The sequence below is a fragment of the Massilia niabensis genome (assembly GCF_042655085.1).
GTDB lineage: Bacteria > Pseudomonadota > Gammaproteobacteria > Burkholderiales > Burkholderiaceae_D > Telluria > Telluria niabensis.
The window spans coordinates 227,448-249,313 of record NZ_JBHSMU010000016.1 but is presented as its reverse complement, the minus strand read 5'-3'; the positions used below and the strand labels follow the sequence as shown (position 1 = coordinate 249,313).

Annotated in this window: 21 protein-coding genes and 1 other RNA gene; 8 read left to right on the top strand and 14 right to left on the bottom strand. The window is 62.9% G+C overall.

Annotation, left to right across the window (positions count from 1 at the left end):
* The first annotated feature begins 19 nt into the window (after positions 1-19).
* The 3 genes from ACFPN5_RS21995 to ACFPN5_RS21985 all read left to right on the top strand — a co-directional run bounded on the left by ACFPN5_RS21995 (position 20) and on the right by ACFPN5_RS21985 (position 2,983).
* On the top strand, positions 20-2,089 hold the full coding sequence (locus tag ACFPN5_RS21995; RefSeq protein WP_379785969.1) for a M13 family metallopeptidase: 2,070 nt from the start codon (positions 20-22) through the stop codon (positions 2,087-2,089).
* A 10-nt stretch (positions 2,090-2,099) separates the two neighbouring features.
* On the top strand, positions 2,100-2,732 hold the full coding sequence (locus ACFPN5_RS21990) for a class I SAM-dependent methyltransferase (protein ID WP_379785968.1): 633 nt from the start codon (positions 2,100-2,102) through the stop codon (positions 2,730-2,732).
* A 74-nt stretch (positions 2,733-2,806) separates the two neighbouring features.
* Positions 2,807-2,983, top strand: a complete 177-nt coding sequence (locus ACFPN5_RS21985; protein ID WP_379785967.1) for a CsbD family protein — start codon at positions 2,807-2,809, stop codon at positions 2,981-2,983.
* Between the two features lie 66 nt (positions 2,984-3,049).
* Here ACFPN5_RS21985 and ACFPN5_RS21980 read toward each other — a convergent pair whose 3' ends face one another.
* Complete coding sequence (locus ACFPN5_RS21980; RefSeq protein ID WP_379785966.1) at positions 3,050-4,144, bottom strand: AI-2E family transporter; 1,095 nt, start codon at positions 4,142-4,144, stop codon at positions 3,050-3,052.
* A gap of 221 nt (positions 4,145-4,365) precedes the next feature.
* Here ACFPN5_RS21980 and ACFPN5_RS21975 point away from each other — a divergent pair, with 221 nt between their 5' ends.
* Positions 4,366-4,545, top strand: a complete 180-nt coding sequence (locus ACFPN5_RS21975) for a CsbD family protein (RefSeq protein ID WP_379785965.1) — start codon at positions 4,366-4,368, stop codon at positions 4,543-4,545.
* 144 nt (positions 4,546-4,689) lie between these two features.
* Here the strand turns inward: ACFPN5_RS21975 and ACFPN5_RS21970 are convergent, their stop codons facing one another.
* The 5 genes from ACFPN5_RS21970 to ACFPN5_RS21950 all read right to left on the bottom strand — a co-directional run bounded on the left by ACFPN5_RS21970 (position 4,690) and on the right by ACFPN5_RS21950 (position 11,584).
* Positions 4,690-5,886 (bottom strand): right-handed parallel beta-helix repeat-containing protein, encoded by a 1,197-nt coding sequence (locus tag ACFPN5_RS21970; RefSeq protein WP_379785964.1) that lies wholly within the window; start codon positions 5,884-5,886, stop codon positions 4,690-4,692.
* Positions 5,887-6,247: 361 nt separating this feature from the next.
* Complete coding sequence (locus ACFPN5_RS21965; RefSeq protein ID WP_379785963.1) at positions 6,248-8,479, bottom strand: S9 family peptidase; 2,232 nt, start codon at positions 8,477-8,479, stop codon at positions 6,248-6,250.
* A gap of 98 nt (positions 8,480-8,577) precedes the next feature.
* Positions 8,578-9,978: an MATE family efflux transporter gene (locus ACFPN5_RS21960; protein WP_379785962.1), complete on the bottom strand. Its 1,401-nt coding sequence runs from the start codon at positions 9,976-9,978 to the stop codon at positions 8,578-8,580.
* Between the two features lie 116 nt (positions 9,979-10,094).
* Complete coding sequence (locus tag ACFPN5_RS21955) at positions 10,095-10,763, bottom strand: TonB family protein (RefSeq protein ID WP_379785961.1); 669 nt, start codon at positions 10,761-10,763, stop codon at positions 10,095-10,097.
* 128 nt (positions 10,764-10,891) lie between these two features.
* Positions 10,892-11,584, bottom strand: a complete 693-nt coding sequence (locus ACFPN5_RS21950) for a TonB family protein (protein WP_379785960.1) — start codon at positions 11,582-11,584, stop codon at positions 10,892-10,894.
* A 111-nt stretch (positions 11,585-11,695) separates the two neighbouring features.
* Between ACFPN5_RS21950 and ACFPN5_RS21945 the strand changes: the two genes are divergently transcribed.
* From ACFPN5_RS21945 to ACFPN5_RS21935, 3 genes are all read left to right on the top strand, one after another.
* Entirely contained in the window at positions 11,696-12,631 is a 936-nt protein-coding gene (locus ACFPN5_RS21945) for a DnaJ C-terminal domain-containing protein (protein WP_379785959.1), read from the top strand.
* 44 nt (positions 12,632-12,675) lie between these two features.
* Positions 12,676-13,002 carry a MerR family transcriptional regulator gene (locus tag ACFPN5_RS21940; RefSeq protein ID WP_379785958.1) on the top strand — a complete coding sequence of 109 codons (327 nt, stop codon included), beginning with the start codon at positions 12,676-12,678 and terminating at the stop codon, positions 13,000-13,002.
* Between the two features lie 76 nt (positions 13,003-13,078).
* Positions 13,079-13,672, top strand: coding sequence for a type 1 glutamine amidotransferase domain-containing protein (locus ACFPN5_RS21935; protein WP_379785957.1), 594 nt, complete (start codon positions 13,079-13,081; stop codon positions 13,670-13,672).
* Positions 13,673-13,736: 64 nt separating this feature from the next.
* Here ACFPN5_RS21935 and ACFPN5_RS21930 read toward each other — a convergent pair whose 3' ends face one another.
* The 8 genes from ACFPN5_RS21930 to ompA all read right to left on the bottom strand — a co-directional run bounded on the left by ACFPN5_RS21930 (position 13,737) and on the right by ompA (position 18,772).
* On the bottom strand, positions 13,737-14,084 hold the full coding sequence (locus ACFPN5_RS21930) for an MmcQ/YjbR family DNA-binding protein (protein ID WP_379785956.1): 348 nt from the start codon (positions 14,082-14,084) through the stop codon (positions 13,737-13,739).
* Between the two features lie 110 nt (positions 14,085-14,194).
* Complete coding sequence (locus tag ACFPN5_RS21925; protein WP_379785955.1) at positions 14,195-14,551, bottom strand: hypothetical protein; 357 nt, start codon at positions 14,549-14,551, stop codon at positions 14,195-14,197.
* A 95-nt stretch (positions 14,552-14,646) separates the two neighbouring features.
* Complete coding sequence (locus ACFPN5_RS21920; protein WP_379785954.1) at positions 14,647-14,832, bottom strand: hypothetical protein; 186 nt, start codon at positions 14,830-14,832, stop codon at positions 14,647-14,649.
* Positions 14,833-15,161: 329 nt separating this feature from the next.
* Positions 15,162-15,518: a transfer-messenger RNA gene (ssrA, locus tag ACFPN5_RS21915) on the bottom strand.
* Between the two features lie 152 nt (positions 15,519-15,670).
* A complete protein-coding gene (locus ACFPN5_RS21910) occupies positions 15,671-16,330 on the bottom strand; it encodes a glycine zipper 2TM domain-containing protein (protein WP_379785953.1) in 660 nt (219 codons plus the stop codon).
* Between the two features lie 89 nt (positions 16,331-16,419).
* A complete protein-coding gene (locus ACFPN5_RS21905; RefSeq protein WP_379785952.1) occupies positions 16,420-17,157 on the bottom strand; it encodes an HAD family hydrolase in 738 nt (245 codons plus the stop codon).
* 27 nt (positions 17,158-17,184) lie between these two features.
* Complete coding sequence (gene ubiG, locus ACFPN5_RS21900) at positions 17,185-17,889, bottom strand: bifunctional 2-polyprenyl-6-hydroxyphenol methylase/3-demethylubiquinol 3-O-methyltransferase UbiG (RefSeq protein WP_379785951.1); 705 nt, start codon at positions 17,887-17,889, stop codon at positions 17,185-17,187.
* A gap of 169 nt (positions 17,890-18,058) precedes the next feature.
* Positions 18,059-18,772, bottom strand: coding sequence for an outer membrane protein OmpA (ompA, locus tag ACFPN5_RS21895; protein WP_379785950.1), 714 nt, complete (start codon positions 18,770-18,772; stop codon positions 18,059-18,061).
* Between the two features lie 423 nt (positions 18,773-19,195).
* Between ompA and gyrA the strand changes: the two genes are divergently transcribed.
* Positions 19,196-21,814 (top strand): DNA gyrase subunit A, encoded by a 2,619-nt coding sequence (gene gyrA, locus ACFPN5_RS21890; protein WP_379785949.1) that lies wholly within the window; start codon positions 19,196-19,198, stop codon positions 21,812-21,814.
* The last annotated feature ends 52 nt before the right edge of the window (positions 21,815-21,866 follow it).

The following is a 21,866-nucleotide window of genomic DNA, read 5'->3' as shown; positions in this document are numbered from 1 at the left end:
TCACTTGACAAGGACGAGCATGAAACCACGTTTGACCTTATCCGCAGCCGCCATTGCGTTTGCCTGCTACGGCGGCACGTTCGGCTTCGCCAATGCCCAGGAGACGACGAAAGTCGCACCTCCGGTCGAGCGTCCCGCCGCCGGCAAGACCGCCAGCATGACCGTGCTGCCAGGCGACGATTTCTTCGCCTACGCCAACGGCGACTGGCTGGCCAAGACCGAGATCCCGGCCGACCGCGGTTCGTGGAGCGCCATGGGTGCGCTTGCCGAAGAGACCAACGGCCGCATCGCGAAGATGATCGAGGAGCTGGGTGCCGCCAAAGGGACGGGCGGCGAAGCGCGCAAGGTGGCGGACTTCTACGCCGCCTACATGGACGAGGCGGGCATCGAAAAGCGCGGTCTGGCCCCGATCAGGCCGATCTTGTCGGGCATCGCCGGTATCCGCGACAAGGCGGCGCTGGTGCGCGCCCTGGGCGCCTCGGTGCGCGCCGATGTCGACCCGCTGAATGCCACCGACTTCTTCACCGAAAACCTGTTCGGCCTGTGGGTGGCCGGCGGGCTGACGGACTCGTCAGTCAACCTGCCTTACCTGCTGCAGGGCGGCCTCGGCCTGCCGGACCGCGCCTACTACCTCGAGAACAATGCCCGCATGGCCGAGCTGCGCACGAAATACCAGCAGCACATCGGCGCCATGCTGAAGCTCGCCGGCATGGATAAAACCGAGGAGCGCGCCGCCCGCGTGTTCGAGCTCGAACTGGCGCTGGCGCAAACCCATGCCACGCGCGAGGATTCGGCCAACATCCAGAAGTCGAACAATGTCTGGACATTGAAGGACTTCGCCGCAAAGGCGCCGGGCGTGGACTGGCCGGCCTTCTTCAAGGCGGCCGGCTTGGCAAGCCAGCAGCGCTTCCAGGTGTATCACCCGAGCGCCGTGACGGGCGCGGCCAGGCTGCTGGGGAACGCAACGGCGGCCGATGTCGCCATCTGGCGCGACTATCTTGCCTTCCACAAGCTCAATCAATATGCGAGCCTGTTGCCGAAGGCCTTCGCCGACCAGCGCTTCGAATTCAACGGTAAAACGCTGACCGGGACGCCGCAGCAGTCGGCGCGCTGGAAGCGCGCGCTGGCCGCTACCAACGAGGGGATGGACGAAGCGGTCGGCAAGCTCTATGTGGCGCGCTACTTCCCGGCCGAGAACAAGGCAAAGGTGCAGGCGATGGTGGCCAACATCATCGACGCCTTCAGCCGCCGCATCGAGAAGCTTGACTGGATGGCGCCAGCCACGCGTGCCCAGGCGCAGGCCAAGGTCAAGGCGATCTATGTGGGCGTCGGCTATCCGGAGCGCTGGAAGTCGTACGAGGGCCTGCAGGTCGTCAAGGGCGACGCCTTCGGCAATGCGATCCGCGCCGAACAATACCGTTACCGCCAGCAGCTCGACAAGCTGGGACGCAAACCCGAGCGCACCGAATGGGCCATGCCGCCGCAGCTGGTCAACGCCGTCAACCTGCCGCTGCAGAACGCGATGAACTTCCCGGCCGCGATCCTGCAGCCGCCGTTCTTCGACCCGAAAGCACCGGACGCGGTCAATTACGGCGCCATCGGCTCGATCATCGGCCATGAGATCAGCCACAGCTTCGATGACCAGGGCGCCCAGTTCGACGCCCAGGGGCGCTTGCGCGACTGGTGGACCAAAGAAGACCTGGCGCACTTCAAGGCGGCATCGAACAAGCTGGTCGCCCAGTACGCCGCCTACAAACCGTTCCCGGACCTGGCCGTGAACGGCCAGCTGACGCTGAGCGAAAACCTGGCCGACCTGGCCGGTGTGGCCGCGTCCTACGACGCCTTCAAGACCACGCCATCGGGCAAGACGATCGAGGCGGACCGCCAGTTCTTCACCGGCTTTGCCCAGGGCTGGCGCACCAAGATGCGCGAAGCCTCGCTGCGCCGCATCGTGCTTACCGACGGCCATGCCCCGGCCCAGTACCGCACCTACATCGTGCGCAACCTGGACCCGTGGTACAAGGCCTTCGATGTCAAGCCGGGGCAGGAGCTGTACCTGCCGCCGCAGGAACGGGTGCGGATCTGGTAAATTCCGACTCATGACCGATCACCTCGACGACCGCTTTGACGACATTGCGCAGCGCACGCTGGCGCATTACGAGCGCACTGCGCAGCAGTTCTTTGCCGGCACCATCGGCCACGACGTCAGCCAGAACGTGGCGGCGCTGCTGGGTGCCATCGAAGGGCCTGCGCCGTTCACGCTGCTCGACCTCGGCTGCGGGCCGGGGCGCGACCTGAAAACCTTCAGCACGCTCGGGCACCGCGCAATCGGGCTCGACGGCGCTGCGGAATTCGTCGCGATGGCACGCGAGCACAGCGGCTGCGAAGTCTGGCACCAGGATTTCCTGCACCTGGCGCTGCCGGAAGACATGTTCGACGGCATCTTTGCGAATGCCTCGCTGTTCCATGTGCCGAGCGCGGCGCTGCCCGGCGTGCTGGCCGCGCTGCACGGCGCCCTGAAACCGGGTGGCGTGCTGTTCAGCTCGAATCCGCGCGGGCACAACGAGGAGGGCTGGAACGGGCCGCGCTATGGCAGCTATTACGATTACCCGACCTGGGAGCGCTACCTCGTGGCGGCCGGATTCGTGCCGCTGCGCCATTACTACCGGCCGGAGGGCTTGCCGCGCGAGCAGCAGCCCTGGCTGGCAAGCTTATGGCGCAAGCCGCATTAATGTTAACGAACGAACAGATTTGCCGGGCAATCAGGCCTAAGGTGGGGTCTCATTTCAACCGAAGAGGTATAGCCATGAACGACGACCAAATCAAGGGCAAGGCCAAAGACATCGGCGGCAAGATCCAGGAGAAAGTCGGCGAAGTTACCGGCAACCGCCAGACGCAGAAAGAAGGTAACCTGAACCAGGCCGAAGGCAAGGTCCAGGAAAAAGTGGGCGACGTGAAGGATATCTTCAAGGGCAACAAATAATCCTGCCGCCCGTGAAAAACAAAGCCGCGACTCGTCGCGGCTTTTTTTTGTCTTACATTTCTTTCCTTACGTTTCTTTCTTTTCCTCGATCCGATCCCCCAGCACATCCTCCACGTACAGCATCTGCACCAGCACCTTGATCACCGCCGCCAGCGGCGTGGCCAGCGCCACCCCGGCAAACCCGAAGATCGTGCCGAAGATCAGCTGCATCACGATGGTCAGCGCAGGCGGCAGGTCGACGGCGCGCGACTCGATCAGCGGTTGCAGCACATAGCCTTCAACCAGTTGCACGCCGACAAACAGCAGCACCGTGTACAGGGCCAGGTCCGGGCTGATCGAGAACGCGATCAGCACCGCCGGCACGCCCGCCATGATGGGCCCGAGATAGGGGACGAAGTCGAGCAGGCCGGCGATGATGCCGAGGATCAGCGCCAGCGGCACACCCAGCACCGACAGGCCGACCGAGGTCACGATGCCGACGATCAGCATCGACATCGCCTTGCCGAGCAGCCAGCTCCCCAGCGTCTCGCCAATCTTTTGCTGCACCTCGCGCGCGCGCGGCCGTTTCGACTGCGGCACCAGCTTGATGATGCCGTTCGTGTAGAGCCGGGGCGAGGCGGCGAAATAAATGCCGACAAACAGGATGATCACCACATTGCCGAGCGCACCCACGACGCCGCCGAAGAACAGGCCGGCATTCGGCACCATCGAGGACATCTGCTTGACGATCTGTTCCGGCTCCGGCATGCCGGCCATCAGGCGCTTGAGCAGGGGATATTCGTTGACGAAGCTTTGCAATTGTTGCAGCGATTTCGGCACCGCTTCGGCCAGCTTGGTCGACTGCTCGGCAATCTGCGGCGCCATCGCCCAGCCGCCCAGGCCGATGACGGCGATCAGCAGCAGTACGACCAGGGCCAGGGCCCGTTTGCGTTTGAAATGAAAGCGCTGCGCCAGCATGCGGCTCAATTCGTAGAACAGCACCGCGCACAGGATGCAGGCAAACACCAGCAGCAGGGCATCGGCCGCAAACCAGACGGCGGCCAGCCCCAGGAAAAACAGGACACCGATGCCGTCGATGACGGCCACGCGCTTCATTAGCGTACGTTGTGCAGGGGCTGAGGCACCGTTCGGCGGCGGCGGGGAGTCGGAGTGTTCGCTCATGGTCGCATTCCATTAACAAAAGATTAACTGAACACTAGCATGGGTCGCGCCGGCCCGGCGCATGGATGAGTTGTTTCCGGCTTGCCGGCCCGGCTTCCCGTGCAGGTGCCGCACGATATTGTCGAGCTATGTGAAAACACGTACAGAGCGCGGCCGTATGGCGGCGTATTCTGGACTCATCGCGCGGTCACCCGGACCGCGCCGCATTCAAGGAGCGCACCATGAACAAAGACCAAGTCGAAGGCAAGCTGCAGGACATCGGCGGCAAACTCCAGGAAGAAGCGGGCAAGCTGGTCGGTAACCAGGAGCAGCAAGTCAAGGGCCTGAAGAACCAGGTCGAAGGCAAGACCCAGGAGAAGTACGGCGACGCCAAGGACGCCCTGCGCGACGCAACCAATTAAGAAGGCCGCGCCGTCCCCGGATGGCGGCCAGCGGGAACCAAAAAGCCCCGGCGCTCATCACGCCGGGGCTTTTTATTCTACATCCAGTTCCCTGCTTGTTCCCATTGCGGGACCGCCGTTACCGGGCGCCGTTACCGGGGAAACTTACTGGACTTCGTAGGCGCCGATATCGATCAGGCTGCCGAGGGTCGAACGGCTGGCACCGGAGGCAAGGTGCTTGTAGCTCGAGCTGGCCTTGAGCGACAGGCCGCCGCTCGAGGAGCCCGGCGACGAGCCAGCGTTGACGATCAGGGTGCCGATCAGGGGACGCAGGTCGTAGGCAGCGCGGTCGACGAAAGCGAGCGCCAGCGACTGGTAGTTCGTCTTCTTCACGGCCGTCGTCTGGTTGGTGACGGTGCCGTAACCCGCGAACAGGTTGTTGATCAGCTTGGCGCCAACAGCGGCGTTCCTGACCATCACGAAGGTGCCACGCGAGGCGTCGTCGTTCACAAACGTATTGTTGATCACATACAGGTCGGTCTTGCGGGTGCCCACGCCTTCTTCGCCATAGGCCACCATGGCCGGGTTGTTCGAATCGGCCGGCTGCATGATGACGTTGCCGATAATGTAGGTGGTGCCGCCGTTCGGCACGTTGATCTCGTAGCTTGGCTTGCCCGCGGCGGTGCTGCCGGTTTCGCCGGTACGCAGGCTCGAGAAGCGGTTGTACGCGATGACGTTGTAATGTGCCCGGGTCTTCAGGTTATGGCCGACCTTGGCGTCATGCGAGAAGTTGAAGCGGAAGGTCAGTTTCCCCACCGAGCCGATGTAGATGTTGTGGGTGTAGCCGTCGCCGTAGCCGTTATGGCCGAACTCGTTGTTCTCGAGGATGATGGCGCTGGCGGTATTCGCGCCGCTCAGGATACCGTTCTCGTTGTTGTGCAGGAACGAGTTGGTCAGCGTAAAGTTGGTTCCTTCCAGGCGCAGGGCTGCGCCGTTTCGGGACGTCACCTTGGCGCCCATCATTTCGACGTTGTCGATCTTGATGTTGTTGCCGACGACGACCCAGGTCCCTTTGCCGAGCGCGTTCTTGCCGGCGGCATCGATCTTCGGACGGCCATTGACGCCGCGGATGGTCAGGTTGCTCTTGTAGATGGCGCAGACGTCGCCGGAATAAGTGCCAGCCTGGATTTCAATGACGTCGCCAGTTGCTGCTGCGGCGAACGCCTTGCATGGGGTCGCGTAGGTCTGGCCTGCGCCGACGCTGCGGGTGACCGCGGACGCCGGGGCGGCGATGGCGGTGCCGATGACCAAGGCGGAAACTGCGAAGGAGATGCGGGTAGCGCTGGTACGGATGGCGTGCATTTGTAAATGTCCTCGTTGGGTGCCGCTCTTCTTGAGCGTGTCTCTAGATCAGGAACACGAAGAATACTCGTAGGAATTAATTCCGTGGCGACATAATTTGTTACAGGAAAGCTGAACTGTTGAGTTCAGTGTTCACATTCCTATAGGAAAGGATAAGCATTTGAGGGCAAATGTATTCACAAAATAATTTGCACACTGTAGCGTTAACGCAACAGTGGCATTGACATTTGGCTGGGTCGTCAGAATTTTCGTAGACTTGGGAGAAATATTTCCGTCGAACCCAGTGGGTAACGAAGAATCTGCTGACGAAAAAAAACCGGAGCGCCGCAAGGCGTTCCGGTTTTTTTTACAAATCGCGTGCTTAGCGCGGCGCGGTGCTGCCGAGATTTTTCTTGAAGAAGTTCTCGATCATGCCGTACACGTGGCGCTGGCTGGTGCGGCCCGAGATGCCGTGCTTGGCGCCCGGGTAGGTCATCAGCTCGAACTGCACGTTGCGCTTGACGAGTTCGTCGATCAGGCGCGTGCTGTTGGTGAACAGCACGTTATCGTCGGCCATGCCGTGGATCAGCAGCAGCGGCGACTTCAAACCGTCGAGGTGGGCGAACACGCCGCTGCGGTCGTAGGCGTCCTTGCCGGACTTCGGCGTGGCGCCGACGTAGCGTTCTGTGTAGTGGGTGTCGTACAGCGCCCAGTCGGTCACCGGCGCCACCGACACGCCCATCGCGATCCGGTTCGAATCCGCCGCCAGCAGGCGCAGCGTCATGAAGCCGCCATAGCTCCAGCCGAACACGCCGACGCGCTTCGGGTCGACGAAAGTTTGCTGCGCCAGCCAGTCGACGCCGGTCAGCTGGTCTTCGACTTCGTGCTTGCCGAGGTTGTTATAAATGACATCGGTGAACTGGCGTTCGCGGCGGCTCGAACCGCGGTTATCCAGGCGGAACACCACGAAGCCCTGCTGCGCCATGTACTGGTCAAAATAATTGCCCCAGGTGCGGGTCACGCGCTGCGAGTGCGGGCCGCCGTAGGTGAACAGGAACACCGGATAACGCTTGGTGGCGTCGAAGTTGGCCGGCTTGATCAGCGAGTAGTGCAGCGTCTGGCCGTCTTTCGCCTTGATGGTGCCGTACTCGGTCGGCAGGTGGTCGGGCAGGTATTTCGCGTACGGGTGGCTGGCGTTCAGCGCGTTCTGCTCGAGCCATTGCACCATGCTGCCGTCGGCGCGGCGGATCGACACTTGCGGCGGCGTCTTCGGGTCCGAATAGGTATCCACGAAAATCTTGCCGTTGCTTGCGAACGCGGCCTCGTGCCAGCCGTCGCCCTGGGTGATGCGGACCGGTTTGGCGGCCGTGCTGCCGTTCAGCGCCAGCGCATAGGTCTGCTTATCGATGACGGCGTCGCGGTTCGAGGCGACATACACCTTGCCGGCGGCCTCGTCCACAGCGAGCACGTTGTCGATGCCCCATTCGCCGCTCGAAATGGTATTCAAGAGCTTGCCGTTCAGGTCGTACAGGTAGAGGTGGTTGCGGCCAGTGCGCTCCGAGGCCCAGATAAAGGCCTGGCGGTTCTTCAGGAAGCGCAGGTCGTTGTGCAGGCTAACCCAGGTCTTCGAGGTCTCGGTCAGGAGGTTGCGCTGCGACAGCGTGGCGGCGTCCACCGCCACCAGGTCGAGGCGCTTCTGGTCGCGCGTCTGGCGCTGGTAGACCAGGGTCTTGCCGTCAGCGCTCCAGTCGGCGCGCACCAGGTAGATGTCTTTTTCCGCACCGAGGTCGATCTTGCGCGGAACGCCCGCTTTTCCGTCCACCTCCGGCGACACGATGAACAAGTCCACCAGCACGTTTGGATCGCCCGCGGCAGGGTAGTGCTGGTCGATCACTTCGGTGCGGTCGGCAAAGATTTCGAAGCGGCGCGCGACCGGCACCGGGGCTTCGTCGTAGCGCTTGTAGGCAATGCGCGAGTCGTCCGGCGCCCAGTAATAGCCCGTGGTCTGGTCCATCTCTTCCTGCGCGACGAACTCGGCTTCGCCGTTGTGCACGGTGCCCTTGCCGTCCGTCGTCAACTGGCGCTCGGCGCCGGTTTTCAGGTCGATCACCACCAGGTTCTGGTTGCGGACGAAACTGACGTAGCGGCCCTTCGGCGAAATCTTCGGGTCTAGCACGTTGCCCGAGGCAACCTTGCGCGCCGCGTCAGGCCTGGCCGCGTCGACCAGGTACAGGTCGCCGGCGATCGGCACCAGCAACTGCTTGCCATCGGGCGACCAGGTATAGCTGAGGATGCCGGACAGGCTGGCGGTACGGGCGCGCTCGCGGCGTGCCTTTTCCTCGAGCGACAGGTTCTCGGTGGGCACGAGCTTCTTGGAGTCGACCAGCAGGCGCGTGGTCTTGTCCTTCATGTTGTATTCCCACAGGTCCTGCTGGAACTGGTTGTCCGTGCGGCCGCGCAGGAAGGTCACGCGTTCGCCGTCGGGCGACACCCGCACGTTTTTCACGCCGGGACCAGCCAGCGAAGTTTCGCCGTGGATGCGGTCGAGTGTCAGGCGTTCCGCGGAAGCGGGCGCGGCCGCGAGCGCGGCAAGGAGGCAGAGGAGAAGGCGCATTGATTGTCTCGTTGAAGTTAGCTATATGCAACGGACGAGACGATACCAGAGTCGCCTTCCAAAAGCAGTACATACCGGGCCCCCCGGCTATTTGGCCTTTATTTTGCGATCAGGCGCACTTTCTGGCGCGACAGCCGCTCCATCGACCATGTCAGGAGGACGGCGGCAATCGTCAGTCCCAGCACGAGGCCGATCCAGAAGCCGGTCGACTCCATCGGCGCCGCGGGCGACCACGGGAACCAGGCGGGTGCGATGCCGAGAATATAGCCGAGCGGCAGCGAAAAGCCCCAGAAGGCGACCAGCTGGATGATCATCGGCGGACGCGTCACCTGATAGCCGCGAATGGCCGAGGCGGTGGCGACCTGGGTCGCATCCGACAACTGGAACAGCGCCGCGAACAGCAGCAGGTGCACGCAGGCTTCCTGCACCGCCGGGTCGGAGGTGTAGGCGCGCGCGATTTCCCAGCGGAAGAGGGCGATGAAGGCGGCCGACAGCACGCCGAACGCGACCGACATCCCGACCCCGACGCGCGAGACGAACTGCGCCCGCACCGGATTGCCTTCGCCCATCGCCTGGCCGACGCGGGTCAGGAGGCCGATGCCGAAGCTGAGCGGCACCATGAATACCAGCGACGAAAAGTTCAGCGCGATCTGGTGCGCCGACACCTGCACCACGCCAAAGCGCGCCACCATCAAACTGATCAGGCCAAAGGCGCTGACCTCGGCAAAGTAGGTGACGCCGATCGGCAGGCCCAGGCGCAGCATCTCGCGGATTTCCTTCCAATCCGGACCTTCCCAGCCCGTGAAGGGATAGGTCATGCGGTAGACCGGCGACACCTTCACCCAGAAGAGCATCGCAATGAGCATCAGCCACATGCCGGCGCTGGTCGACACGGCGCAACCGACCGCACCCATCTGTGGAAAACCCCAGTTGCCGAATACCAGCAGCCAGTTGCTGGCGATCACAAACAGCAGGCCAAGGATCGCGATGATCATGATCGGCTTGGTTTCGTTGATACTGGTCGTGTAGCCGTAGAGCGCGCGGTAGCAGGCGAAGGCCGGCATGCCGATACTCGTCACGTGCAGGAACATGGCGGCGCGGTCGGCCACGGCCGGGTCCAGGCCGATGTGGTCGAACAGCAGCGTGGCCAGGTTAGTCAGGAGGAAGGCGATCAGGCCGACACCGACACCCTTCCACAAGGCCTGGCGTACCGAATGCGGGATCTTGTCGTAGCGCCCGGCGCCAATCTCGTGTGCGACCACGGTATTGATCGACATCATGGTGCCCATCACCGTCACCAGCACGATCGACCAGACCGAGGCGCCCAGCGATACGGCGGCCAGCTCCGCTGCGCTTACATGGCCCGTCATCGCCACGTCGGCCACGCCCATGCCGACGGTTGCCAGCTGGCCGACGAGCATGGGCCAGGACAGTTTCCAGAGCGTGGAGATTTCGAGGCGGACGGGTGACGAAGGTGCAGCGGAAACGGTGACGGTCATGAGGAGGTGGACGGGTGGAGAAAGCCGCCGATTTTACTGTCTAATTGGCAAATGCGTGTCAAGTCCGCGTGTCTATCGAGGGGGCCGATCGCACGGCGCTACGACAGCAGGCCTGCTTAGCTTCCCAGTATCCCCAATGTCAGGCGTTGCTTCGCGAGCGGATCGTCCTGGGCTGCGGATTTCCGGTACCACCGCAAAGCTTCATCCGGATCGACCGTGACCCCCTCTCCCTTTTCATAACGCTGGCCGAGATCATATTGTGCATGTGCATGCCCCAGCTCGGCCGCACTGCGCAACACGACCAGGGCTTTTTCCCGATCGGCATCCGTCTTTGCTGTCGTCGATAGAAGCAGGCTGAGGTGGTAGCGCGCCGCGACATTGCCGTTGCCTGCGGCGACCGCCGTCTTGTGCTTTGCTCGCAGCAAGTAGTCGTCGTCCGTGAGGTGCCATACGTAGACCATGCGCACCCAGAGGTCGACTGCATCGTCCACCTTGGCAACACGTTCAAATAGGCATCTGGACAATGCGAGCTCAGCTGCCCGGTCCAGGTCCCGGGAGCCAGTCGAGCTGAGCACGACTGTATCCCTTACTGTGCCATCGGCACGCACGAGAAACCCGAGCACGGTGATGCCTTCCGCTTCGGCCTTCTGCGCCCGTTCCGGGTACTCGGGCTTTTTGCAACTTATGGGCGGCGCTGGCTGCATTGGCTCGGAAGCGAGCGAAGGCATTGTCGTGCACAGCAACGCCGCAAGCATGAGCAGGCGTTTCGGAGCGTGAATAATCATGACGAGGAGTTAATTAGTGAAGCTTAACTCTAGATTGCAATTGCATTTTTGTAAAGATATCCCATGCCGGCATCCTCCTCGGGCATGCCCTTGAAAATCCAGACTGTCTAAGGCAGGCAGTCGTATGGCTAGTCTGGCAGTAGTCCCAGCCTCAGGCGTTGCGTCGCCAGCGGATCGCCTTGTGCGGCGGATTTCTGGTACCAGCGAACTGCTTCGTCGAGATTCGTCTCGACCCCAACTCCTTTTTCGTAACGCCGGCCAAGGTCGAACTGCGCAGGCGCATGCCCCAATTCGGCGCTACTACGCAAGACGAGCAATCCCTTCTCTCGATCGGCGTCGGTCTCGGCTGTTTGCGAGAGAAGAAGGCTGAGATGGTAGCGTGCCGGGAGACTGCCTTTGCCTGCGGCAAGTGCTGCGGCCTGCTTCGCCCGAAGCATGCCGGGCCCGTCGTTGAAGTCCCATGTGTATGCCAGGCGCACCCAGTGCTCGGTAGCGTCGTCACTGTTGGCAGGGCGCCTGAACACGCACTTGGACAATGCGTCCGCCGCTATGCGGTCCAGCTCCTGGGATCCACTGGAATTGAGTACAACTGAACTGGCCACCGTGCCATCGCCACGCACGAGAAACCCGAGCAAGCTCACCCCTTCTTCGCCGGCCTTCTGCGCCCGGCGCGGGTATTCCGGTTGCTTGCACGTTGCTGGCTGGGCTTGCTTCAGCCCGTAAGCGAAAGAAGGCAGTGCCATACACAACAGCGCCGCAAGCATGAGCAGGCGTTTCGGAGCGTGATTAACCATGGCAAGGAGATAATTAATAAAGCTCAACTCTAATTGGCATTTACATTCCTGTAAATATATCCCGTCCCGTTGAAAAGCCAGCCTGTGATCATTAGATATGGCGTATCTCGACCATCAACCTGATCCAGGAGCAAGCTCGTGGAATACAAGGACTATTACCAGACCCTTGGCGTCGACAGGGAGGCGTCCGCGGAGGACATCAAGAAGGCGTACCGGAAAATGGTGCGCAAATACCACCCCGACGTCAGCAAGCTCAAGGACGCCGACGCGAAAACCAAGGAAATCAACGAAGCCTACGAGGTGCTGGGTGACGCCACCAAGCGCGCGGCCTACGATGCGCTCGGCCGTGGCCATCGCCCGGGCGAGTCGTTCCAGCCGCCGCCCGACTGGGGCGAGCAGTTCGACTTCGCCGGCGCCGGCGCGGAAGACTTCTTTGCCGACCTGTTCGCACAGGCCGGGCGACGCGCAGGCCACCGCGGTGGCGCCGGCGCCGGCGGCCGTAACGGGGACTTCCAGATGCGCGGCGACGACATCCATGCGGCCATTACCATCGACCTGCGCGACGCCTACCAGGGCGCGACGCGCACGGTCAGCCTGCGCGTGCCGCGCCGACAGGCGCAGGGCCGAACCGTGATGGAAGAAAAGACGCTGAGCGTGAACATCCCGCGCGGCGTGACGCCGGGCCAGCAGCTGCGCCTGGCCGGCCAGGGCCACGAGGGGCACGGCGGCGCGGGGGCGGGCGACCTGTATCTTGAAATTCAGTTTGCACCCGCCCCGCGCTACCGGGTCGAAGGCGCAAACGTGGTCGAAAACGTGCCGGTCACGCCCTGGGAGGCGGCGCTCGGCGGCAGCGTGTCGGTGCAGACGCCCTCGGGCACGGTCGAGGTCACGGTGCCGGCCGGCTCGCAGAGCGGGCGCAAGCTGCGCCTCAAGGGGCGCGGCATCCCGGCCAGTCCGCCGGGCGACCTGTACCTGATCCTCGACGTGGTGCTGCCGCCGGCGAACAATGACAAGGCGCGGGCGCTGTACCAGGCGATGGCGCGCGACCTCGCGTTTAATCCGCGCCCCGCCTAGGCGGGCCGCGTAGCGTTAGACGATGCTTATTGAGGAGGCTGACAATGTTGGCGAACCAGACCTTGACTGGCGTGTTGATCGACGAGGTGGCGCTGGACCTGGACGAGCTCGCACGGGCTTGCAGGGTCGAGCCGGACTGGGTGGTACGGCATGTGCAGGCAGGCGTGCTGGGGGCACCGGGCAGCGAAGCGCCGCACGCGCTGGCAAGCGTGCGCTTTCGCAGCGTCGACCTGGCGCGGGCGCGGCGGCTGTTCGAGCTCGAGCGCGCTTTCGACGCCAACGAGGAATTGGCCGCGCTCGTCATCGACCTGGCCGACGAAGTCCGCCGGCTGCGCGCGCGCCTGCGCACGCTGGGCCTGCCGGATACCTGAAGCGAGCGCCGTGTATGCGGGTGTGCTCCTAGAATGGTGTCAGATAGATCACGACTAACGACACCGAGGAGGTCATATGGAACAAGGTAGTAATGGCGGGGCGCTGCAGGGCAAGCGCGTTGCAGTGCTGATGACGGACGGCGTCGAGCAGGTCGAGTACACCGGGCCGCGTACTTTCCTGGAAGGGCAGGGCGCGCAGGTGATCCTGATTTCGCCAAAGGGCGTAGGCCAGGCGGTGCAGGGCATGAACCATGACGCCATGGGCGACACCTTCCGGGTCGAGATGAACGTTAGCGATGCGAACCCGGCGGACTTCGATGCCTTGCTGCTGCCGGGCGGCGAGAAGAATCCCCTGGAACTGCGCAAGAGCCCCGAATCGATCGCCTTCATCCGCGACTTCTACGCCGAGGACAAGCCGATCGCCGCGATCTGCCACGCCCCGTGGGTGCTGATCGACGCCGGCATCGCCGAGTCGAGGAACCTGACGAGCTGGCCCGACATCCAGGACGACATGCGTGCCGCCGGAGCCGAGTGGGTGGACCAGGAAGTGGTGATCGACGAAAAGCTGATCACGAGCCGCAAGCCGGACGATATCCCGGCGTTCAACGACGCGCTGCTCAAGGCCTTGAAGATCGACCCGCAAGCCGCGGACATGGGACCGTCGTCGTAATCCTGTGAAAGGACGCTGCGGCTGAAGGGTGTTGACCTTCGGCCTGCGGCGCTTTCAACCGCGACTAGGCCCCGCCTATCTCTCTCTGCAACTTCTTGGTCAACTTCCCAAACACCAGCTCATACGACCTGCGCAGCAACTCCGCCGCCTCCGCATCGCCCAGCGCCTTCGCATCCTCGACATACACCCATTTCGCCCGCGCCAGGTAAGGCGCCGGAATGATCCCCGGCCGGTCGGTCAGTTCCAGGAAGCGCTCGTCCTCGACCTTGAAGCTCATCCCGGTCGCCTCGCCAAGGTTCGTCACCGCGAACATCTTGTCGCCGACGGAGAACACGATGTCGTTGCCCCATTTGGTGTCTTCGGTGACGCCGGGGAAGGACCGGCAGAGGGTCTTGGCTGCTTCAAAATTCATACGCGACTTTCCTTTTGCACGGCAACGGTTTCGGTGGCGACGATTCTATAACGCTGCCACCGGTTGCATGCATTTTGGAAAGAAAAAGAAGCGGGCGGGGAGATAGGCGCTTAAGGCTTGCGCTGCGCGTAGTTCGGTTCGCGCTCGATGTACATGGCGAAGTGCACGACCATGGCGCCATTGAAGCCCTGGCCGACGACACGGCCCGTGACCTTGTCCTTGCCCGACACGCCCATTTCCAGTCCACCCGAGAAGGCGCCGGCGTTCAGGAACGGCAAGGAAATCTTCGCATTGCCCGGCGAACCCTCGATTTTCAGGGGCGACGGAGCAGCTTCGTCTGCCTGTTGAACCGCATGGATCGTGATTTTCGTACCCTGGAACTGAGGAGGGGCCAGCACGGCTTCTTCGCCTGCGCCGATGATGAATGAGGTTGAGTACAGTACTTCCTTACCGTTTACTTTCAGCATGATTCCCTTGATGACGTGATGTCGCGACTGGGGTCGCGTTGGTCAAATGCTAACACGGCAGGGGGCGGATGTCCGGTTCGGCTTGCGCGTGGAGACTAATGCAGCGCGGCGCTGCCATAGGTCCGGCGCTGGTCGGGATGTGCCAGGACCCGGCGCGCGATGGCGAAGGGTACGCCTGCCTCGTACAGGGAGCGCGCGGTGGCGTACATGCCGCGCGACCGGAGGTCCTTGATCGTGGTGTCGATCAGTCTGGCGGTCTGGTGGTCGCGACGGGTTCGCATGGGTGTGCGTACTGCATGTCTTCGATGTACAAACGATACGCTCAAATGTGGGGGTGTACAACCGTTGACTGGGATTGATACCTCGGCAGCGCCTGCAGGAGGCGGGAAGGCAAAAAATCGCTGCGCGATTTTCCTTTAGTCAGGCGAATCGGAGAGCCTTTGCGCCCGGAGGCGCAAAGTCCCTCGTGGGCTCGCTGCTGCGCAGCTCGAAATCCCCACTCGGCCCTCGTCCGTGCCGTCCGAGGATTCGATTCCCGACGCCGGAACCATACCGCATAAAAAACACAGCCCCGCTGGCTTGCGCCAGCGGGGCTGTGTTTTTTATGCGGTGGTGGAGGCGGAGGGAATCGAACCCTCGTCCGCAAGCACTCTACAGACAGTTCTACATACTTAGCACTATCATTTAATTTAACCGGCACAACGGGGATGTGCACCCTTTGTACCAGCGAGTTACCTTAAATTTCGGAAGCAACCAAGTAACCCGGTTGAGTCCTAGCCCCTGTAAATGACTCTACTGCCTTGCGGCCACCCCAGGGGCGAGGTGTTGTAGAGCTAGCAGCAATTAAGCTGCGAGTGCGTACGAGTTATCGTTTGCAGTTATTGATTTCTGGATGTATTTACGAGGTAACCAGTCCTCGGTATGCCCTGCGCTGCTTTGCAACCCACGTCGAAACCAGGTCGCCCCCAACGAAACTCCATTGTACTCCAATCGCACAGCATGTGTAGTGCCTCAGGCTGTCGTACATCAGGCATGCCCCGTGGGGTTACGAAGTGTTGCAAATGAACCCAAAAAAAACGCAGCGCACCTGGCGCTGCGGTTTCGGTGAACAGCAATAGCTTACTGGCCGTTGCGCTTGGCGATTTCGTTGCCGAGGTAGCCGCCGCCGATGACGCCGGCCAGCGTGGCCAGTTTCTTGCCGTTGCCGCCGCCGATCTGGTTGCCGATCAGGCCGCCGATGACGGCGCCGGTGCCGATGCCGACGTAGCTCGGCTGCGCTGGTGCCGGGGCCGGGGCGACGGGTGCCGGGGCAGGGCGGTAGGACGGTTCTTCGTAGCGGGCGACCTGCTGGCTTGGGCGGTAGCTCGGCTCTTTCTCTTTGTACACGACTTTCTGGACAACCGGCTTCTGCACGACCGTCTTCTTGACGGCGGGCGCTGCTTCCTGCTTGACGACGACCACCGGCGCGGTGGGATTGCCGGTTTGCACGTAGGTCGTGGTACCGGGCGCGGCGCTGACGACCAGCGGGGCGGCGGCCGGTGCTGCTGGCTGGGCTGCAAGGATTTGCTGAGCCGGCGGCACGGCGGTCGCCTGCAGTTGTCCGGCTGCCAGCGGCAGGGCGGTGCTGGCCTGGCTCAGCGCCGGTTCGGCGGCGCCGCGCGAGGTCGGCAGCAGGCCGGTGATGGCGGCGGCGCCGGTCAGGCTGACGATGATCACCGACGCGGCTGCGGCGGCCATCAGGGGATGAATGCGGGTAGCGGTGGCGGTGGTGGTGTTCATGTTCTGCTCCATCAGTGTTGCGTTGTCGATGGATGCAGGTTACCGGCCGCTTCAGTTACACGGTAGACAGAAGGCTGTTTCAGTCGTAATCAGTTGTAACCCTGGCTTGCCGCGGACCTGTGCTCCACGGCGCCGACGGCGCCGGCGTTTGGCGCGAGGCCACGCAACACTTCCAGCAACTCGACCGGCGTCGCGCAGAGGAAGTCCGCGCCCCAGGTGGTCGGTTCGATGGCGCCGCAGTAGCCCCAGGCGCAGGCCACCGTCACCATGCCGGCTGCGCGGCCCGCTTCGATGTCGCGCAGGTCGTCGCCGACGTACCAGCAGTGCTCCGGTTCGAGGCCGAGGCGGCGCGCGCCTTCCAGCAGCGGCGCCGGATGGGGTTTTGCGTGTGGCATGGTGTCGCCCGAGACGATGCAGCCGGCGTGCGCCAGCCCGATCTGCGGAATCAGCGGGTCGGTAAAGCGCGATGGCTTGTTGGTGACCACGCCCCAGGCCATGCCGGCCTCTTCGATGCCGCGCAGGAGCTCGTCGACGCCCTCGAACAGGCCGCTTTCCACGGCCATGTGCGCCTGGTAGCGGTCGAACCATTGCAGGCGCAGTTCCTCATAGCCTTCGTCGCCCGGCGCCAGGCCGAAGGCGGCGCCGATCATGCCGCGCGCGCCGGCCGAGGCGGTCGGGCGCAGCACGCTGTAGGGCGTCGGCTCGAAGCCTCGCTCGGTGCGCAGCCAGTTGACGGCGGCGGCAAGGTCGGGGGCGGTGTCGGCCAGCGTGCCGTCGAGGTCGAACAGGACGGCACGCGGTGCCGGGGTGAAGGCAGGGGAGGTCATCGGATGAGGGGCTTGGTTCAGAGAGGCTTAATCAGGGAGCTTGGTGCAGGCCACCATGTAGTTCACATCGGTGTCGCTGTTGAGCGAATAGATCTTGGTCAGCGGATTGTAGGTCAGGCCCTTCATGCCGTCGACCTGCAGGCCGGCCGCGCGCATGAATTGCGACAGTTCGGCCGGGGTCAGGAACTTGGCATAGTCGTGGGTGCCGCGCGGCAGCATGCGCAGCACGTATTCGGCGCCGATCACGGCCAGCAGGTAAGCCTTGGGATTGCGGTTGATGGTCGAGAAGAACAGCTTGCCGCCCGGTTTCGCCAGCGCCGCCGCGGCGCGCACGATCGAGGCCGGGTCCGGCACGTGCTCGAGCATTTCCATGCAGGTCACGACGTCGTACTGGCCCGGTTCGGCCAACGCCATGTCTTCGGCCGCGATGTGCTTGTAGCGCACTTCGACGCCCGATTCCAGGCCGTGCAAGTCGGCCACTTTCAGCGCCTTTTTCGACAGATCGATGCCGGTCACTTTCGCGCCCTTGCGCGCCATCGATTCCGACAGCACGCCGCCGCCGCAACCGATGTCGATCACGTTCTTGCCCGCCAGCGGGGCGCGCGCGTTGATCCATTCGAGGCGCAGCGGGTTGATCTCATGCAGCGGGCGGAACTCGGAAGTCGGGTCCCACCAACGGTGGGCCAGCTCGCTGAACTTGTTGATTTCTAGGGGGTCGGCGTTCGTATTCATAGGTCGGAATAATAGCGGGAAATATTCGCTTGCGACGGACGCATGGCGAAAATATACCCTTGAAGGATAGGGCGAAAAAAAACCCCGCCGGGGCGGGGTTCATGGCAGCGTCCCCAAGGGGAGGCCCCAAGGGGGAGGCCCCAAGGGGGAGGCCCCAAGGGGGAGGAGCTTACTGCTGGCGGGTACGGGTACCGACCACTTCGATTTCGACGCGGCGGTTCTTCGCGCGGCCAGCAGAGCTCTTGTTGTCGGCAACCGGCTGCTTCTCGCCCTTGCCTTCGGTGTAGATGCGTGCTGCATCGACGCCCTTGCCCTGCAGGTAGGACTTGACGGCTTCGGCGCGGCGGATCGACAGCTTCTGGTTGTAGGCATCGGTGCCGATCGAGTCGGTGTGGCCGACGGCAATGATGACTTCCAGGTTCATGTCGCCCAGCTTCGAGGTCAGCTCGTCGAGCGATGCCTTGCCGGCAGGCTTCAGGACAGCCTTGTCGAAGTCGAAGAAGGCGTCAGCCGAGTAGCTCACTTTTTCCGAGGTCGGGACCGGTGCCGGTGCTGGAGCCGGGGCAGGGGCTGGCGCCTCGGCCACTGGTGGCGGCGGTGGCGGCGGGGCGACGCACTTGCCGTTTTCGAGTTTTTCAGGCGGCACGCACAGCGGCGCGTCGCAACCTGGGACCGCGTCTGCAGGGGTCCAGTAACCGGTACGCCAGCAAAGGCCGAAAGGATCGCGCGCGATCACGCCGCGGCTGTCCTGGACGTACGCGCTGTACGGCTTGTTCGCCTGGATGTCGGTCGTCAGCGGTGCATATGGCGGTGCGCTTTGTGCAAAGGCACCACCAGCCATCGCTGCCGACGCTGCCAGCATGAGGGTTGCAATCTTCTTCATATTTTTCTTCCTTTCGGTTTTAATCTTTTCGTAGCGAAACGATCTGTCATGCTGGGTAACGTAGGCAGAATATTAACATCGACAACGCCGCGCTCGTTTCGCATTGCGAAACATACAATTAACTTCTCGGCCATTTTGCCACATACGCCACACTCACACGCTCGCCTGAGTGCGCAATTCCAGTGCACAGGGTGGACCCCCGTTGTTTCTGCGCAACAACGTCTTGGTAGGGCACGCCAGCTTGACGAATGTTTATGACAGGCCTGTGTCAGATCAACAATTGTGTGCCTGTGGCGCCCGCTGGGGCCAAGGCCGGTCGCCAAGGCGGAACCCTGCCTGTAAAAGTCGCACCACCTATAGGTGCATGGTAGAATCATTGGTTGGAACTCATAACCATTAGCCTGAAAGCAGTCGACCCGCCCAATGGATCAATTCGCAAAAGAAACAGTCCCTATTTCCCTCGAAGAAGAGATGCGCAAGAGCTACCTCGATTACGCGATGAGCGTGATCGTGGGCCGTGCGCTGCCGGATGTGCGCGATGGCCTGAAGCCGGTGCACCGCCGCGTCCTCTTCTCAATGCACGAGAGTAATTACAACTTCAACCGCCCGTACGTGAAGTGCGCACGCGTGGTTGGCGACACCATGGGCAAGTACCACCCGCACGGCGACTCGTCGATCTACGACACGCTGGTGCGCATGGCGCAGGACTTCTCGCTGCGCTATACCCTGGTCGACGGCCAGGGCAACTTCGGCTCGATCGACGGCGACAGTGCCGCCGCAATGCGTTACACCGAGTGCCGCCTCGACAAGATCGCCGGCGAACTGCTGGCCGATATCGACAAGGACACGGTCGACTTCCAGCCGAACTACGACGGCAAGGAAAAGGAACCGACGGTCCTGCCGACCAAGATCCCCAACCTGCTGATCAACGGCTCGTCCGGTATTGCCGTGGGCATGGCGACCAACATCCCTCCGCACAACCTGTCGGAAGTCATCAACGGCGCCCAGCACCTGCTGCGCAACCCGGACTGCACGATCGACGAACTGATCGAACTGATCCCGGCGCCGGACTTCCCGACCGCCGGCATCATCTATGGCGTCTCGGGCGTGCGCGACGGTTACCGCACCGGCCGCGGCCGCGTCGTGATGCGCGCCAAGACCCACTTCGAAGAGTATGGCAAGGATGGCGGCCGCATCGCGATCATCATCGACGAGCTGCCGTACCAGGTGAACAAGAAGTCGCTGCTCGAGCGTATCGCCGAGAACGTGCGCGACAAGAAGCTGGAAGGCATCAGCGACATCCGCGACGAGTCCGACAAGTCGGGCATGCGCGTGGTCATCGAGCTGAAGCGCGGCGAAGTGCCGGAAGTGGTGCTGAACAACCTGTACAAGCAAACGCAGCTGCAGGACACCTTCGGCATGAACATGGTGGCGCTGGTCAACGGCCAGCCAAAGCTGCTGAACCTCAAGCAGATGCTCGAGTGCTTCCTGTCGCACCGCCGCGAAGTGGTCACGCGCCGCACCGTGTTCGAACTGCGCAAGGCGCGCGAGCGCGGGCACATGCTCGAAGGCCTGGCCGTCGCGTTGGCGAACATCGACGACTTCATCGCCATCATCAAGGCCGCGCCGACGCCGCCGGTGGCAAAAGTGGAACTGATGCAGCGCGCCTGGGACTCGTCCCTGGTGCGCGAAATGCTGCTACGTACCGCCGAGGGCAGCACGATCGGCGGCATCGAAGCCTTCCGTCCGGAGCACCTGCCGAAGCACTACGGCATGCAGCAGGACGGCCTGTACAAGCTGTCGGACGAGCAGGCCCAGGAAATTCTGCAGATGCGCCTGCAGCGCCTGACCGGCCTGGAGCAGGACAAGATCGTCAACGAGTACAAGGAAGTGATGGCCCACATCGCCGACCTGCTTGACATCCTGTCCAAGCCGGAACGCGTGACGACCATCATCAGCGACGAGATGGTCCAGATCAAGAACGACTACACCGAGAACGGCAAGGACGCGCGCCGCTCGGTCATCGAGCACAACGCCAGCGACCTCGATACCGAAGACCTGATCACCCCGCAGGACATGGTGGTGACCCTGTCGCACACCGGTTACATGAAGTCGCAGCCGATCGCCGAATACCGCGCGCAAAAGCGTGGCGGCCGCGGCAAGCAGGCGATGGCGACCAAGGACGAGGACTGGATCGACCAGCTGTTCATCGCCAACACGCACGACTACATGCTGTGCTTCTCGAACCGTGGCCGCATGTACTGGCTGAAGGTGTGGGAAGTGCCGCAGGGTTCGCGCAATTCGCGCGGCAAACCGATCGTCAACATGTTCCCGCTGCAGGACAACGAGAAGATCACGGTGATCCTGCCGCTGTCGGGCGAAAACCGCACCTTCCCGGAAGACCATTATGTCTTCATGTCGACTTCGCTCGGTACCGTGAAGAAGACCCCGCTGCGCGATTTCTCCAATCCACGCAAGGCTGGCATCATCGCGGTCGACCTGGACGAGGGCGACTTCCTGATCGGCGCCGCCCTGACCGACGGCGAGCACGACGTGATGCTGTTCTCGGATGCCGGCAAGGCCGTGCGTTTCGACGAGAACGACGTGCGCCCGATGGGCCGTACCGCTAGAGGCGTGCGCGGCATGAACCTGGAAGACGGCCAGCAGGTCATCGCGCTGCTGGTGGCCGAGAACGAGCAGCAGTCGGTGCTCACCGCCACCGAGAACGGCTTCGGCAAGCGTACCCCGATCACGGAGTACACCCGCCATGGCCGCGGCACCAAGGGCATGATCGCGATCCAGACCAGCGAGCGTAACGGCAAAGTCGTCGCCGCGACCCTGGTCGACGTGACCGACGAGATCATGCTGATCACGACCGGCGGCGTCCTGATCCGCACCCGTGTGTCCGAGATCCGGGAAATGGGCCGCGCAACCCAGGGCGTGACCCTGATCGCGGTCGAAGACGGCACCAAGCTGTCGGGCCTGCAACGCATCGTCGAGACCGACCTGGAAGAGGTCGAACTCGAAGCCGGGCCGCAGTAAAACGATAAGCCACCCCTGCGCGGGTGGCTTTTTTTTTCGTGGGCGCCGACGA

Excerpts from the sequence above, each read along its gene's own strand:
- ubiG (WP_379785951.1), bottom strand. The coding sequence starts at position 17,889 with ATGAATACGAACGCCGACCCCCTAGAAATCAACAAGTTCAGCGAGCTG.
- gyrA (WP_379785949.1), top strand. The coding sequence starts at position 19,196 with ATGGATCAATTCGCAAAAGAAACAGTCCCTATTTCCCTCGAAGAAGAG.
- ACFPN5_RS21935 (WP_379785957.1), top strand. The coding sequence starts at position 13,079 with ATGGAACAAGGTAGTAATGGCGGGGCGCTGCAGGGCAAGCGCGTTGCA.
- ACFPN5_RS21955 (WP_379785961.1), bottom strand. The coding sequence starts at position 10,763 with ATGATTATTCACGCTCCGAAACGCCTGCTCATGCTTGCGGCGTTGCTG.
- ACFPN5_RS21960 (WP_379785962.1), bottom strand. The coding sequence starts at position 9,978 with ATGACCGTCACCGTTTCCGCTGCACCTTCGTCACCCGTCCGCCTCGAA.
- ompA (WP_379785950.1), bottom strand. The coding sequence starts at position 18,772 with ATGAAGAAGATTGCAACCCTCATGCTGGCAGCGTCGGCAGCGATGGCT.
- ACFPN5_RS21970 (WP_379785964.1), bottom strand. The coding sequence starts at position 5,886 with ATGCACGCCATCCGTACCAGCGCTACCCGCATCTCCTTCGCAGTTTCC.
- ACFPN5_RS21905 (WP_379785952.1), bottom strand. The coding sequence starts at position 17,157 with ATGACCTCCCCTGCCTTCACCCCGGCACCGCGTGCCGTCCTGTTCGAC.
- ACFPN5_RS21980 (WP_379785966.1), bottom strand. The coding sequence starts at position 4,144 with ATGAGCGAACACTCCGACTCCCCGCCGCCGCCGAACGGTGCCTCAGCC.
- ACFPN5_RS21985 (WP_379785967.1), top strand. The coding sequence starts at position 2,807 with ATGAACGACGACCAAATCAAGGGCAAGGCCAAAGACATCGGCGGCAAG.
- ACFPN5_RS21995 (WP_379785969.1), top strand. The coding sequence starts at position 20 with ATGAAACCACGTTTGACCTTATCCGCAGCCGCCATTGCGTTTGCCTGC.
- ACFPN5_RS21910 (WP_379785953.1), bottom strand. The coding sequence starts at position 16,330 with ATGAACACCACCACCGCCACCGCTACCCGCATTCATCCCCTGATGGCC.
- ACFPN5_RS21920 (WP_379785954.1), bottom strand. The coding sequence starts at position 14,832 with ATGCGAACCCGTCGCGACCACCAGACCGCCAGACTGATCGACACCACG.
- ACFPN5_RS21990 (WP_379785968.1), top strand. The coding sequence starts at position 2,100 with ATGACCGATCACCTCGACGACCGCTTTGACGACATTGCGCAGCGCACG.
- ACFPN5_RS21975 (WP_379785965.1), top strand. The coding sequence starts at position 4,366 with ATGAACAAAGACCAAGTCGAAGGCAAGCTGCAGGACATCGGCGGCAAA.
- ACFPN5_RS21940 (WP_379785958.1), top strand. The coding sequence starts at position 12,676 with ATGTTGGCGAACCAGACCTTGACTGGCGTGTTGATCGACGAGGTGGCG.
- ACFPN5_RS21925 (WP_379785955.1), bottom strand. The coding sequence starts at position 14,551 with ATGCTGAAAGTAAACGGTAAGGAAGTACTGTACTCAACCTCATTCATC.
- ACFPN5_RS21965 (WP_379785963.1), bottom strand. The coding sequence starts at position 8,479 with ATGCGCCTTCTCCTCTGCCTCCTTGCCGCGCTCGCGGCCGCGCCCGCT.
- ACFPN5_RS21930 (WP_379785956.1), bottom strand. The coding sequence starts at position 14,084 with ATGAATTTTGAAGCAGCCAAGACCCTCTGCCGGTCCTTCCCCGGCGTC.